At 66.6% G+C, this 14,163-nt stretch carries 15 protein-coding genes and 1 pseudogene; 10 read left to right on the plus strand and 6 right to left on the minus strand.

Translation table 11 applies throughout. The features are described 5' to 3' along the window. Positions 1-4 precede the first annotated feature (4 nt). Positions 5-802 (plus strand): N-formylglutamate deformylase, encoded by a 798-nt coding sequence (gene hutG / locus VI08_RS17690; RefSeq protein WP_045830950.1) that lies wholly within the window; start codon positions 5-7, stop codon positions 800-802. A gap of 134 nt (positions 803-936) precedes the next feature. Here hutG and VI08_RS17695 read toward each other — a convergent pair whose 3' ends face one another. The 6 genes from VI08_RS17695 to asnS are packed head-to-tail and all read right to left on the minus strand — an operon-like array spanning position 937 to position 6,191. Continuing rightward, a complete protein-coding gene (locus VI08_RS17695) occupies positions 937-1,377 on the minus strand; it encodes a RidA family protein (RefSeq protein WP_045830951.1) in 441 nt (146 codons plus the stop codon). Continuing rightward, positions 1,352-2,842 carry an aldehyde dehydrogenase gene (locus tag VI08_RS17700; RefSeq protein WP_045830952.1) on the minus strand — a complete coding sequence of 497 codons (1,491 nt, stop codon included), beginning with the start codon at positions 2,840-2,842 and terminating at the stop codon, positions 1,352-1,354. Before VI08_RS17700 ends, VI08_RS17695 begins: the two co-directional genes overlap by 26 nt. After that, complete coding sequence (locus VI08_RS17705) at positions 2,814-3,602, minus strand: SDR family oxidoreductase (RefSeq protein ID WP_045830953.1); 789 nt, start codon at positions 3,600-3,602, stop codon at positions 2,814-2,816. The genes VI08_RS17700 and VI08_RS17705 overlap by 29 nt, the downstream gene beginning before the upstream one ends. A 28-nt stretch (positions 3,603-3,630) precedes the next feature. Then, on the minus strand, positions 3,631-3,963 hold the full coding sequence (locus VI08_RS17710) for a hypothetical protein (RefSeq protein WP_045830954.1): 333 nt from the start codon (positions 3,961-3,963) through the stop codon (positions 3,631-3,633). Between the two features lie 5 nt (positions 3,964-3,968). Continuing rightward, entirely contained in the window at positions 3,969-4,772 is an 804-nt protein-coding gene (locus VI08_RS17715) for a MalM family protein (protein WP_045830955.1), read from the minus strand. Positions 4,773-4,787: 15 nt separating this feature from the next. Then, the gene (gene asnS / locus VI08_RS17720) at positions 4,788-6,191 is read right to left on the minus strand and encodes an asparagine--tRNA ligase (protein WP_045830956.1); all 1,404 of its coding nucleotides are present in this window, start codon (positions 6,189-6,191) and stop codon (positions 4,788-4,790) included. Positions 6,192-6,312: 121 nt separating this feature from the next. Between asnS and VI08_RS17725 the strand changes: the two genes are divergently transcribed. From VI08_RS17725 to VI08_RS22300, 9 genes and pseudogenes are all read left to right on the plus strand, one after another. Next, on the plus strand, positions 6,313-6,639 hold the full coding sequence (locus VI08_RS17725; RefSeq protein WP_045830957.1) for a HesB/IscA family protein: 327 nt from the start codon (positions 6,313-6,315) through the stop codon (positions 6,637-6,639). 256 nt (positions 6,640-6,895) lie between these two features. Next, positions 6,896-7,309: a 30S ribosomal protein S6 gene (gene rpsF / locus VI08_RS17730; RefSeq protein ID WP_045830958.1), complete on the plus strand. Its 414-nt coding sequence runs from the start codon at positions 6,896-6,898 to the stop codon at positions 7,307-7,309. Positions 7,310-7,324: 15 nt separating this feature from the next. Beyond that, a complete protein-coding gene (rpsR, locus tag VI08_RS17735; RefSeq protein ID WP_045830959.1) occupies positions 7,325-7,555 on the plus strand; it encodes a 30S ribosomal protein S18 in 231 nt (76 codons plus the stop codon). Between the two features lie 112 nt (positions 7,556-7,667). Continuing rightward, a complete protein-coding gene (gene rplI, locus VI08_RS17740) occupies positions 7,668-8,114 on the plus strand; it encodes a 50S ribosomal protein L9 (protein ID WP_045830960.1) in 447 nt (148 codons plus the stop codon). A 337-nt stretch (positions 8,115-8,451) separates the two neighbouring features. Beyond that, positions 8,452-9,639, plus strand: coding sequence for an alginate export family protein (locus VI08_RS17745; protein ID WP_198148991.1), 1,188 nt, complete (start codon positions 8,452-8,454; stop codon positions 9,637-9,639). A 125-nt stretch (positions 9,640-9,764) separates the two neighbouring features. Continuing rightward, complete coding sequence (locus VI08_RS17750) at positions 9,765-11,195, plus strand: replicative DNA helicase (RefSeq protein WP_045830962.1); 1,431 nt, start codon at positions 9,765-9,767, stop codon at positions 11,193-11,195. 37 nt (positions 11,196-11,232) lie between these two features. Further along, entirely contained in the window at positions 11,233-12,681 is a 1,449-nt protein-coding gene (locus tag VI08_RS17755) for a flavin-containing monooxygenase (protein WP_045830963.1), read from the plus strand. A 243-nt stretch (positions 12,682-12,924) separates the two neighbouring features. Then, on the plus strand, positions 12,925-13,689 hold the full coding sequence (locus VI08_RS17760) for an SGNH/GDSL hydrolase family protein (protein WP_045830964.1): 765 nt from the start codon (positions 12,925-12,927) through the stop codon (positions 13,687-13,689). A 131-nt stretch (positions 13,690-13,820) separates the two neighbouring features. Beyond that, positions 13,821-14,163, plus strand: a pseudogene (locus tag VI08_RS22300) (CsgG/HfaB family protein); the annotation flags it as partial.

Raw genomic sequence — 14,163 nt, forward strand, 5'->3', positions numbered from 1 at the left:
CCCCATGACCCCGTATAGCCTGCACCGCGGCACCGCGCCGCTCCTGATCAGCCTGCCGCACAATGGCAGCGTCGTCCCCGATGAGATCGCCGCGCGCATGAAGCGGCCGGCGCGCCGTTCGCCCGATACCGACTGGCACGTGGGCGAGCTCTACGATTTCGCCAAGGGCATGGGGGCCAGCGTCATCCGCCCGGTGGTATCGCGCTACGTCGTCGACCTGAACCGGCCGTCCGATGGCCACGCGCTGTACCCGGGCAAGAAGGAAACGGGCCTGGTGCCCACCATCATGTTCGATGGGCACGACATCTACCGCGCCGGCGCCGAGCCCGACGGCAAGGAGATCGCCGACCGGGTAAAGCATTGGTGGAAGCCGTACCACAAGGCGCTGGCCGACGAGCTGGCGCGCCTGCGGGCCCAGTTCGGCCACGTGGTGCTGTGGGATGGCCACTCCATCCGCAGCCACGTGCCCATGCTGTTCGAGGGCCGCCTGCCCGATTTCAACCTGGGCACCGCCGACGGCATCAGCTGCAACAGCGCGCTACAGGCGCGGGTGGCCGCCGTGCTCGAGGCGCAGGGCGATTACTCGTTCGCCGTGAACGGCCGCTTCAAGGGTGGCCACATCACGCGCCACTACGGCCGCCCCGAGGAAGGCATCAACGCCATCCAGCTCGAGCTGTCGCAGATCACCTACATGGACGAAGACAGCTTCGAATACCTGCCGAAGAAGGCCGCCCGCGTACAGGTGCTGATCGGCGAGATGCTGCAGGCGTGCCTCGAGGGCACGCAGCAGCTCACCGCCTAAGGCGCCGTTCGCCGATACGACGCCGCCCCCTGTAGGAGCGCGCTTGCGCGCGACATCTGTCGCGATACCGCGACAGGGCCTGCTGCGTTTCGGCGAAAGATGTCGCCCGCAAGCGGGCTCCTACAAGAGAGGCATCACGCTTGCGCGATGTGCGCGATGCACTTCAGCTCGATGGCGATGGGTGTTGGCAGCGACGTGATGCCTACCGTTGTGCGGCACGCATCCACGCCCGCGAACACGTCCGCGTAGACGCGGTTGTAGGTGGCGAAATCGCGCGCCATGTCGGTAAGGAACACCGTCACGTCCACCAGGTCCTCCCACCGCGCGCCACTGGCTTCGAGCACGGCCCGCACGTTGGCAAACACCTGGCGGCACTGTGCCTCGATGTCGTGCGCCACCATGATGCCGTTCTTGTCGAACACATTGCCGGGCACGTCGTTCGACCCGGGCACGCGTGGCCCCACGCCCGACAGGAACAGCAGGTTGCCCACGCGGCGCGCATGGGGGTAAGCACCCACCGGCGCGGGCGCGCCGTCGGTGCGGACGATGTCAGAGCCCGTGGTCGATGCAGACATTCCTGGCCTCGGTAAAAAAGCGCATGGCGTCGAAGCCGCCTTCGCGGCCCACGCCGGATTGCTTGCTGCCGCCGAAGGGCGTGCGCAAGTCGCGGAGCATCCAGCAGTTCACCCACACGATGCCGAAATCAAGTTTCGCCGCCATGCGGTGGGCACGCGATACGTCGCGCGTCCACAACGATGCGGCCAGCCCATACGGCGTGCCATTGGCGATGGCGAGGGCCTCGTCTTCGGTATCGAAGGGTATCAAGCTCACCACCGGCCCGAAGATTTCTTCCTGGTTGGTGGGGGCATCGAAGGGCAGGCCTTCGATCACCGTGGGCGCCACGAACCAGCCCTCGGCGCAGCGGCCACCCACGTGCACCTGTTCCCCGCCAGTGAGCACCGTGCCGCCTTCGCTCCGGGCGCGCTCGATGCAGCCCATCACCTTGTCGAAGTGCGGTTTCGAGACGAGGGCGCCGAGATCGCTGGCCGCGTCGGCAGGGTCGCCCACACGCAGCGCGCGCACGCGTTCCAGGTACGCGGCGCGGAAGCGTTCGTAGATGCCGCGCTGCACGAGCAGCCGGGAGCCGCACAGGCAGATCTCACCCTGGTTGGCGAAGCCCGAGCGGACGAGCGTGGCGAGGTTCGCCTCATTGAACTCGAAATCGTCGAAGACGATGGCCGGGTTCTTGCCGCCCAGCTCAAGCGATACCTTTTTCAGGCGTGGCGCCGCGACGGCTGCGATGGCGACACCGGTGCGCGTGCTGCCCGTGAACGAGACGGCCTTGACCGCGTCGTGCACGACGATCGCTTCGCCCACCGCGGGCCCCGTGCCGTGCACGATGTTGAAGATGCCATCGGGGAACCCGGCTTCCTTTACCAGCGTGCCCAGCAGCCACGCGGTATGCGGCGTGACCTCGGAGGGCTTGGCCACCACCGCGTTGCCAGCGGCGAGCGCGGGTGCCACCTTCCACGTGAACAGGTACAGCGGCAGATTCCACGGGCTGATGCAGCCGACCACGCCCAAGGGCAGGCGCAGCGTGTAATTGATGGCACCGTGCTCCATCGCGTGCGACTCGCCCGCGAATTGGGTGGCCGCGGCGGCGAAGAAACGCAGGTTGGCGATGGCGCGCGGGATATCGAGCGAGCGAGCCAGCGCCAGCGGCTTGCCGCTATCCTGCGATTCGGCGGCGGCGAAGGCCTCAAGCCGTGCTTCCACCAGGTCGGCCAGCCGGTAGAGGCAGCGTGCGCGCGCATCCGCCGGCATGGTCGACCAGCGGAGCAGGGCGCGTGACGCGGCGTCCACCGCATCGGCCACGTCATCCGCGCTCGAATCGGGGCAGCGCGCATAGGGCTGGCCGATAGCCGGGTCGATCACATCCAGGTAGCGGCCGCCACGCGGGGCGCGGGGCTCGCCGTCGATGAGGTTGCCGAGCGTCAGCACGGGCGCGGGCTCAGTTGAGGCTGCGCGTGCGGCCGCCATCCACCGCCAGGCTCACGCCGTTGACGTAGCCGGCGGCCGGGCTGGCGAGGAAGGCGATGACGGCACCCACTTCGGCCGGGTCGCCGAAGCGCGCGGCAGGCACGCTGGCCAGCAGCCCGCGCTCCACCTCGTCGCGCCCACGGCCGGCCTTGACGCTGGATTCCACCAGGGCATCCAGGCGTGGCGTGCGCGTGTAACCCGGCAGCACGCTGTTGACCGTGATGCCGTCATGCGCCACTTCGGCCGAGAGCGTCTTCGCCCAGCCGGCCATGGCGGCCCGCACGGTGTTGGATACGCCCAGGTTCGGGATCGGTTCCTTCACCGAGGTGGAGATGACATTGATGATGCGGCCGTAGCGGGCTTCGCGCATGCCGGGCAGGCAGGCCTGGGCCAGCACCTGCGCGCTGATCACATGCTGCCGGTAGGCGGTGAGGAAGGCCTCGGTATCCGCCGCGTGGATCGCCCCCGGCGGCGGCCCGCCGCTGTTGTTCAGGAGGATGTGCACGGCGTGGTCCTTGACCACGCTGGCCACGGCGGCGGCAAGCGCCTCGGTATCGAGCATGTCGACCGGGAGCACATCGTGTGTTTGCCCGGGCTGCGTGGCGGGCAGCTCGCTGGCCAGGGCCTTCAGCGCATCGGCCGAGCGCGCGAGCAGGGTGATGCTGGCGCCCAGGGCGGCCAGTTCGAACGCCGTGGCCCTGCCTATGCCTTGCGAGGCGCCGCAAACCAGTGCGTGACGGCCGGTGAGGCGAAGATCCATGCGGCGCTCCTTGGTGGGTGGCGGGCGGCTAGCCCTGTTTCATCGCCCACCACTGTATCGCCATCGCGGCGAACCAGCACGGCCACGCCAGCCACGGCGCGCGCCGCCACCAGCCTTGCCAGCGGGTAAGGCTGGCGTCGTTGAACAGCGCCGGGGCATCGGAGCGCATGACGCGGCGCACCCGCAGCCAGTTGGCCAGGCCGTTGGGGCGGCCGGTATCGGCCTCGGTGATCGTCTTCCACTGCCCGGGGTAGCGCGTGCGCAGCAAGCGCGTGAAGCGCCACTGCGCGACGATGTGCAGCAGGAAGAACAGCACCGCGCCGATCAGGAGAAGCAGGTAGGCGTAGACCGCGATGACCATGGCGCTCAGGTGCCCTTTGCCTTCTTCTGCGCATCGTTGCCGAGCAGGTCGGTGCTGACCACGTCCTTCAGCGTGTTGATGACGCCGTTGCCCGGGGCGGCCTGGCCGCAAACCGCGTTTTTCAGCGCGCTCTTATAGGTGCTGTTCTCGATGCCGACGTAGACCACGCCATCGGGGCCATGCTGGATCTTGAAGCTGCCGGCCGAGTTCATCTTGATGGGGGCCTCGGCCGAGAACGTGGTGGGCGACTGCTCCCAATACGTCTGGCTTTTCTGCTGCTTGGCCGACGAATACACCACGAGGTAGCGGGCGCGGTCGTCCTCCACCTTGAACTTGCCGAAGGCGCCGGTGGTTTCGCTGGTCCAGCCGATGTACTCGCACAGCTGGATATCCTCGGCGTGCAGTGGCTGGAACGCGTCGTCGAGCAGCACCACCGTGGGCGCGAACAGGTAGCTGGAGCTTAGCCAGCGCCCGTTGAGCTCGGACTTCATCGCCACCGTGTAGGGCAGGGCGGCGCCCTGCGGCAGGCGGAACGCGAGGAAGTAGCTGCGGTCGCCGTTGAGGCTGGCCACCGGGGTCTCCTTGGTCAGCGCGAAGCGCTGCGGCTGCCAGGGCAGCATGTCCTGGTAGGAGAGGTCGGCGAAGCTGCCGCAGCACGGGTTCGCGTCGTCCAGCGCCTTGCGGGCGATATCCACCGTGATCGATGGGTTATCGGGCGGGCGGAAGTTGGGCGGCACGATGGTCTTGCAACCGCCCAGGACGGTGAGGGCGACAGCGAGGGGGAGCAGTCGGGTGAGGATGGGGGGCATGGTCTTGTCGGTGTTTTAGAACTCGGCGCTCCCTGCAGCGCGGGGATAGGGGATGGCGTCGCGGATGTTCGTGAGGCCGCAGACGTACACCAGCAGGCGCTCGAAGCCCAGGCCGAAGCCGGCGTGGGGCACGGTGCCGTAGCGGCGCAGGTCGCGGTACCAGTTGTACGTTTCCTTGTCGAGGCCGAACTGGTCCATGCGGCGATCGAGGTAGTCCAGGCGCTCTTCGCGCTGGGCACCGCCGATGATCTCGCCGATGCCCGGGGCCAGCACGTCCATGGCGGCCACGGTCTTGCCGTCGTCGTTCAGCCGCATGTAGAACGCCTTGATCTCTTCCGGGTAGTTCATGACGACCACGGGGCGGCCCACATGTTCCTCGGCCAGGTAGCGCTCGTGCTCGGTCTGCAGGTCGACGCCCCAGGCCACCGGGTGCTCGAACTTCTTGCCGCTGTTCTGCAGGATGGTGATCGCATCGGTGTAATCAATGCGCTCGAAGGGCTTTTCGATGAAGTTTTCGAGGCGGGCCACGGCGCCCGGCATGACGCGCTCGTCGAAGAACGCCATGTCGTCGGCGCGTTCCTCCAGCACCGCCTTGAAGATGCCCTTCAGGAACACCTCGGCCAGGCTGGCGATGTCGTTCAGGTCGGCGAAGGCCACTTCGGGCTCCACCATCCAGAACTCGGCGAGGTGGCGCGTGGTGTTGGAGTTCTCGGCGCGGAACGTGGGGCCGAAGGTGTACACCTTGCTCATCGCCATGGCGTAGCCCTCGACGTTGAGCTGGCCCGAGACGGTGAGGAAGGCTTCGCGGCCGAAGAAATCCTTCTTCCAGTCGATGCCACCCTTGTCATCCCGGGGCAGGTTGGCGAGGTCGAGCGTGGAAAGGCGGAACATGTCGCCCGCGCCCTCGGCATCGGAGGTGGTGATGATGGGCGTGTTGATCCAGAAGAAGCCCTGCTCGGTGAGGATGCGGTGGATCGCCATCATCATGGTGTGGCGTACGCGGGTCACCGCGCCGAACAGGTTGGTGCGCGGGCGCAGGTGAGCCACCTCGCGCAGGAACTCCATGGAGTGCTGCTTGGGCTGGATCGGGTAGGTGAGCGGGTTCTCGACGAAGCCGGTGACCTCGACCTTCGTGGCCTGGATCTCGAAGGCCTGGCCCTTGCCCTGCGACGGCACCAGCTTGCCGGTGGCGATGACGCCGGCGCCGGCCGAGAGATGCTTCACTTCGGTCTCATAGTTGGCGAGATCGGCCGTGGCCACCACCTGGATGGGGGCGAAGCAGGAGCCATCGCTCACGTTCACGAAGGAAAGGCCGCCCTTGGACTCGCGCAGGGTGCGCACCCAGCCACGGACCGTGACTTCCTGATCCGCCGCGGCCGTGCCGCCGGCGAGGGCCTGCTTGACGCTTACCACCGTCATCGATTGAAACTCCGTACTGGGCACCGCATATGGGCGCAATGGGGACGCGACCTTGCATGATAATGTAAGGGTCACGTGAACGGCACCGTTCCCGGGTATACCACGGCCAGAAATCGATTACATGAGCATCCAGATCACCCCCGCCGCCTCCGACCGCATGCGCGCCTTCCTCGCCAAATCGCCCGAGGCGGCCGGCGTGCGCTTTTCCGTCAAGCGGATGGGCTGCTCCGGCTTCGGCTACGTGGTCGACCTGGCCGGGGCCGTGGCGGCCGACGACCAGGTCATGGATATCGACGGCATAAGGGTCGTGGTTGACCCGAAAAGCCTGCCGCTGGTCGATGGCACCCTCATCGATTTCCAGCGCCAGGGGCTGAATGCCTCGTTCGTGTTCCATAACCCCAATGCCACCGGCGAATGCGGCTGCGGCGAGAGCTTTACGGTCTCGTAGAGGCGTGAGTCGCCTGCTGCGCAGGCTGTCAGTCGCGGCCTCCGGCCGCTGTAAAGCGTCAGTTAGCCTGCTTTCCCTGGCGATTTACGCTTCACAAGGCCGCATCGCGGCCGCTCTCCCGGCCTAAGCGCTTGAAAGCGCGCCAGTCTGCCCGCTACAATGCGCGGCTACCTCTCCGTCCGGAGGGGTTTCTTGCCTCACCGGCCTGTCCGGGAGGCTGCCATCCCCGCAAGGGGTGCATCCACAAGGAGCCACCATGCGTCATTATGAAGTTGTGTTCCTGGTCCACCCGGACCAGAGCGAACAGGTGCCCGCCATGATCGAGCGTTACAAGACGCTCATCGAAGGCGATAACGGCACGATCCACCGTCTCGAAGACTGGGGCCGCCGCCAGCTGGCCTACCCGATCGAGAACCTCGCCAAGGCTCACTACGTGATGCTGAACATCGAGGTTTCCCAGAACGCGCTGAACGAACTCGAGACGGGCTTCCGTTTCAACGACGCCGTGCTGCGCCACCTGGTCATTCGCCGTGACGAAGCCGACACCGAGCAGTCGTTCATCCTCAAGAGCAAGGAAAAGGATGAGCAGAAGGGTTCGCGTCGCCGTGACGACGACAGTGATGACCGCGGTGGTCGCGACAGCGACAACGACCGTGACAGCGACGACTAATCGGGGAATATAGCCATGTCCAAGTTCTTCCGCCGCCGTAAGTTCTGCCGTTTCACCGCCGAGGGCGTGAAAGAGATCGATTACAAGGATCTCAACACCCTCCGCCAGTACATCACCGAGAACGGCAAGATCGTCCCGAGCCGCATCACCGGCACGAAGGCCCGCTACCAGCGCCAGCTGGCGACCGCGATCAAGCGCGCCCGCTTCCTGTCGCTGCTGCCGTACACCGACAACCACGACGTCTGATCCGGCTGGCGCCTCGCTCCCTTGAGGGGCGGGGCGCCAGCCCCAGGCGAACATTTCGGACAACCGTCCTGGCTGCATGGGCCACACCCGTGCTAACGAAAAGGAACATCCCATGGAACTCATCCTCCTCGAGAAGGTGAAGAACCTCGGCAACCTCGGCGACAAGGTCAAGGTGAAGCCGGGTTACGGCCGCAACTACCTGCTGCCGACCGGCAAGGCCGCTCGCGCCAACGCCGAAAACATCGCTGCGTTCGAAGCCCGCCGCGCCGAGTACGAAGCCAAGGCCAAGGACCAGCTCGCCGGTGCCGAGGCACGCGCCGCCAAGCTCGACGGCGTCGAAGTCACCATCGAAGTGAACGCTTCGCCGGAAGGCAAGCTGTTCGGCTCGGTCAGCACCCGCGACATCGCCGAAGCGCTCACCGCGCAGGGCTATGACGTCGACAAGGCCGAAGTCATCCAGTCGGAAGGTCCGTTCCGCAACACCGGCGAGTTCGACGTCATCGTCAACCTCCACGCCGACGTGCAGCAGACGGTCAAGGTCAAGGTCGTCGGCGCGTAAGCTCCGCACCACCGTTGATCCCGAAGCGGGCGCCCTTGTGGCGCCCGTTTTCGTTTCAGCTTCTCTGTAGGAGCGCACACCGTGCGCGACATCTTTCGCCAAGACGCTCAGGCCCTGTGCGCGGTCGCGAAAGGCGTCGCGCACAGCGTGCGCTCCTACATTTCTCATGCGAGGTGGTTGATTGCGCTTATCGCATACGCCTGCGAGACCCGCTTCTCCCAACGCATTGCGCCCCATCGCCTTGGCCCCCGCCCACCACCCTGCCTACATTCACCGATTGCGTAGAAGGCAGGCTCGGTAAACGATGAAGCAATGGTGGTGGCGGTCGTGCATGGGCATGGCCGGTAGTTCGATGGCGGGGATGTCGGCGTTCGCGGCCGAGGCGCCCCAGGAAAGCGCGCCATACATCGAGGCGCGCTACCGCTACAGCAACCTGCACAACGATGCCGCGCCCAAGCGCGGCCACGCGAACACCATGCGCCTGCAGGTCGGTTACCTCTGGAACATCGGCGAGGGCTGGAGCGCCTACGCCGAAGGCATCCGCACGTGGTCCCTGTTCGGGCAGCAGTACGACGATGGGTCTGGCCGCGTCACGCCGTACCCCGCCGAGGCCGACCCGGCATCCACGGGCGTCACCAATGCATGGGTGGATTACACCCAGGGCGCCTTCTCGGCCCGTGCCGGCCGCCAGTACGTCGTCCTCGACAATGGCCGCTACTTCAGCAACAACCCGTGGCGGCAGAACCTGCAGTCGTTCGACGGCATCCGCCTCGGCTGGAAACCCTGGCAGGGTGGCGAGCTGCGCTACTACTGGCTGGGCCGCGTCAACCGGACCACCGGTGCCGATTTCGATGACCGCGACCAGCGCCGCTGGAAGCTCGATGCGCACCTGCTCCACGTCGACCAGGCGCTGCCCGTGGGCAAGCTCACCGCGTTCGGTTACTTCGTGCGCAACGACACCATCGCCACGAACGCGGTGAAGACGCTGGGCGTCCGCTACAGCGGCAAGGAACCACTGGGGCAGGGCGGCCCCGCGCTGGGCTGGTCGGCCGAGGTCGCCCGCCAGCACGATTACGCCAACAACCCCGGGCGCTTCAGCCTGGGCTACCACCTGCTCGACGCCACGTTCGGCTACGACGCGCTGTCGGTGCGCGTAGGCGAGGAAAAGCTCGAGGGTGATGGGCGCCACGCCTACAACGTGGCCTACGGCGCCGCCCGCGCGTTCAATGGCTGGGTGGTGGCCTTTCGCATCCCCACCACGGGCCTGCGCGAGCGCTACGTCGGCGTACTGGGCAGCCTCGATGCCGGCCGCAAGGTGAACTGGCAGGTGACCTACCGCCATTTCCGCCCCGTACGCGGGCGGGCCATGCTGGGTGACGAGGTGGATGCGGGCGTGCTGGTCGACCTGGGCAAGGGCTTCTCGGCGGAGCTGCAATACGGCGATTACCGCGCGCACCGCCATGGCGTGGACGAGCGGAAGCTGTGGCTCATCGGCGAATACCGCTTCGGCAAGGCGCCGAAGTAGGGCTTTTTCGCCTTTCCCACAACTTATCCACAGACTTATCCTCTCAACGCCTGAGACCCCTGCGCGTATCATGGCCGGACGGCGACCCGGGCCCGGGTCAGCGCCGTCTGATGATGAGGTAGTCCATGTCCTTCAATCCCGAGCGCAGCAACCGCGGCGACCGCGGTGAGCGCGGCGAACGCCGCCGCCGCGAGCCATCCGCCATGGATGCCCTGCGCGTCCCACCCAACTCCATCGAAGCGGAGCAGGCGGTGCTGGGTGGCCTGATGCTGTCGCCGGATTCGCTCGACAAGGTGGCCGACAAGCTCACCGACGACGATTTCTACCGTAAAGACCACCGCATGATCTGGCGCGCCATCAACGAGCTGGCCGGCAAGGGCATGCCCTGCGATGCCATCACGCTGGGCGAGTGGTTCCAGGCCAACGGCATGGACGAGATGATGGGCGGCCCGGCGTACCTGCTGGAACTGGCCAACTCCACGCCCAGCGCCGCCAATATCGCGGCCTACGGCGATATCGTTCGCGAGAAGTCGGTGCTGCGCAAGCTCATCGACGCCGGCACCGCCATCACCGAAGACGGCTTCCGCCCCGAGGGCAAGAGCGTCCAGGAAGTGATGGAACTGGCCGAGCAGCGCGTGTTCCGTATCGCCGAATCCGGCGCGCGCGGCAAGAAGGATATCGTCTCGATGCGCGAGGCCGTCAGCGACGCCTTCCGCCAGCTGACCGAGCGTTACGAGAACCGCGGCCAGCTCACGGGCCTGTCCACCGGCTTCACCGACCTCGACGAACTCACCGCCGGCCTGCAGCCATCCGATCTGATCATCATCGCGGCCCGCCCGTCGATGGGTAAGACCGCCTTCGCGCTGAACCTGGCCGAGGCCGCCGCCATGCGCTCAAAGAAGGCGGTCGCCGTGTTCTCGATGGAAATGTCGGCCTCGCAGCTGGCGTTCCGCCTCATTTCCTCCCTCGGCCGCATCCACGCGCAGCACCTGCGCAATGGCGACCTGGCCGAGGAAGACTGGCCGCGCGTCACCTCGGCCATCACCATGCTCTCCGACGCCAAGATCTTCATCGACGACACGCCCGCCATGTCGCCGGTGGAGATGCGCTCGCGCTCGCGCCGCCTGCAGCGCGAGCACGGCCTGGGCCTCATCGTCATCGATTACCTGCAGCTGATGCAGGTGCCGGGCCACAGCGAGAACCGCGCCACGGAAATCTCGGAGATCTCGCGCGGCCTGAAGGCCCTGGCGAAGGAACTGAACGTGCCGGTCATCGCGCTGTCGCAGCTCAACCGCTCGCTCGAGCAGCGCGCCGACAAGCGGCCCATGATGTCCGACCTGCGCGAGTCCGGCGCTATCGAGCAGGATGCGGACGTCATCATGTTCATTTACCGCGACGACTACTACAACAAGGAATCGCCCGATAAGGGCCTGGCCGAAATCATCATCGGCAAGCAGCGTAACGGCCCCACCGATACGGTGAAGCTGGCCTTCCTCGGCCACTACACCAAGTTCGAGAACTGGGCGCCGGATTCCTACGTAGGCACGTTCGACTGACTCGGCGTAACCTCCGTCCCATCGACGGGGGTGGCGCATGGGCACCGACCACTACGATGTGCTGATCATCGGCGCCGGGCTCTCCGGCGTTGGCATGGCCTGCCGCCTGGCGGCCGCCTGCCCGGGCCGGCGCGTGGGCATCCTTGAGCGGCGCCGGGCCATGGGCGGCACCTGGGACCTGTTCCGCTACCCCGGTGTCCGCTCGGATTCGGACATGTTCACCTTCGGCTTCGGGTTCCGGCCCTGGAATGACCTGAAGGTACTGGCCGACGGGCCCTCGATCCTCAAATACATCCACGACACAGCCCGCGATTACGAGGTCGAGCGCCTCGTGCGGTTCGGCATGCGGACCACCCGGGCGTCGTGGTCGTCCGGGGCCTCGCGGTGGACCGTGGCCGCGGAAGACGAGGACGGCGACGAGCATGTCTTCACCGCGTCGTTCCTCGTGGGGTGCACCGGGTATTACGCCTACGACCAGGGGTTCGTGCCGCGGTTCGAGGGCATCGAGTCGTTCCAGGGCGAGTTCATCCATCCACAGCACTGGCCTGCCGACCTCGACTGGGCGGGCAAGCGCGTCGTCGTCATCGGCAGTGGCGCCACGGCGATGACGCTGGTGCCGGCGCTGGCGCGCACCGCCGCGCACGTGACGATGCTGCAGCGCTCGCCCGGCTATGTGTTGTCGGTGCCGTCGCGCGATGCCATCTCCGCGGCGCTGCTGCACGTGCTACCCGCACGCATGGTTTACGGGTTCGCGCGGCGGCGGAATATCGTGCTGCAACGGCTGCTCTACCGTGCCGCCATGCGATGGCCAAGGCGTGTGCGGGCGCTGCTGCTCGCGGGCGTGAGGCGCCAGCTGGCTGGCGCGGCATCGCTGGATGATTTTTCCCCGGCGTACGATCCGTGGACCCAGCGCCTGTGCGTGGTGCCCGACAACGACCTGTTCGACGCCCTGCGCGCGGGCGGGGCGTCGGTATGGACCGACACGGTGGACCACTTCACCCCCGCCAGCGTGCGGCTGGCGTCCGGCGCGACGCTCGAAGCCGACATCGTCGTGTGCGCCACGGGGTTCCAGTTGCAGGTGCTCGGCGGCGTCGCGCTGGACGTGGACGGGCGCGCCCGCGATCCCGGCGCGCTGATGACGTACAAGGGCGTGTTGCTCGATGGCATCCCCAACGCGGCGGTGCTGTTCGGCTACATCAATGCATCGTGGACGTTGAAGGTCGACCTCGCCGCGCAGTACGTGTGCCGATTGCTGTCGTGGATGGACGAGCAGCGCGTGCATGTCGTCGTGCCACGCGCGCCAGCAGGGCAGGCAACCGACGCGTGCATCCTCGACGCGTTGAAGGCCGGCTACGTGGCGCGCGGCGAAGCCCAGCTGCCCAGGCAGGGCAGGGACGGCCCGTGGCGTGTCTCACACCGTTACGAAGTGGATCGCCGCGTGCTGCTCGACGATCCCATCGATGACGGCCTCCTCGGTTTCCACTGAAACCATTGCCCTTGGCGCTACCAGCCACGGTGGGAGCGCGCTTGCGCGCGATGCCTCAAGCCCGTTTCAGATAAGGCCCCACCTTGCGTTCCAGCATGGCGCCCATCCTAGCGGGTCTGTGACGTGAGGCCGTTGCATGGCCGAATCATTTGGCCGACTATCCGGCGACGGTCGCCGTCCTCGCCGTCTATCCGCTGGTCCATTCCCGGTGCCGTTGACCGGCGCCCTCGCAGGAGGCATGCCATGCTTCGTACCATCATCCTCGGCTTTGCGTGTTCGCTCGCTTCGGCAATCGCCATGGCCGATACCCCACGCCAGGTGCTCCCGGAACACCCCACGGCCGACCAGAAGGCGGATATCGAGCGGCGCCTGAACGATTGGCCGCAACTGGAACGCTTCGCGAGCGAAAACGCCGCTTACCCGCCACTGAAGCCCGGCGAGAAGCGCGTGGTGTTCATGGGCGATTCGATCACCGACGGCTGGGGCCGCCCCACCGGTGAGTTCTTCCCCGGCAAGGGCTACATCAACCATGGCATCAGTGGGCAGACCACGCCGCAGATGCTCGTGCGCTTCCGGCCCGACGTCATCGCGCTGAAGCCCGCCGTGGTGGTGATCCTGGCCGGCACGAACGACATCGCCGGCAACACGGGCCCGTCATCACTGCAGGCCATCGAGGGCAACCTTACGTCGATGGCCGAGCTGGCGAAGGCCAACCACATCCACGTCGTGATCGCGAGCCTGTTGCCGATCAGCAACTACAACGACCCGACATCGAGCGCGCGCCGGCCGCCGGCGACCATCAACGCGCTGAACGCGTGGATCCGCGATTACACGAAGCGCGAGCAGTTCGGCTACATCGATTATTACTCGGCGATGGTCGACAAGACCGGCCAGCTGCGTGCGGAGCTCAGCGGCGATGGCCTGCATCCCAACGCGGAAGGCTACAAGGTCATGGCGCCGCTCGCGCAGAAGGCGATCGATGATGCGCTCGCTGGCAGGACGCATTGACGTGTAGGCGTTCGCCCACAGCACGCCGCAGCAAATTCGTACGCAATTTTAGGAGTTCTCCTAGTCCGGTCCTTGTGCGCTGGCCGATAGCATTTCCGGTCCTGCAACCAGCCACAAGGAAAGGACCACCCATGGAGTTCCCCATCAAGCCCGCCACCGTCGCCGCGGTGGCGCTCGGCGCCACGTTCGCGCTCTCCGCCTGCAACGCCAGCAACCCGCTCGTCACCAAGTCGCAGCGCGAGCACGAGGCCAAGGTGCAGGCCATTCCGCACTGCACGCGCAAACTCGGTTCCATCTCGGTCATCGAGCCCGAGGGCAGTGTCCACTGGTGGACCCAGCAACAGCTGCCGTCCCCCACCAAGCTCATCAAGGTGTTCGTGCAGAAGTCGGGCTGCTTCTCGCTCGTCGACCGCGGCATGGGCATGGGCGCGGCCATGCGCGAACGTGAACTCGCCGCCGGCGGCGACCTGCGCG

The sequence above is a fragment of the Luteibacter yeojuensis genome (assembly GCF_000964085.1).
Taxonomy (GTDB): domain Bacteria; phylum Pseudomonadota; class Gammaproteobacteria; order Xanthomonadales; family Rhodanobacteraceae; genus Luteibacter; species Luteibacter yeojuensis_A.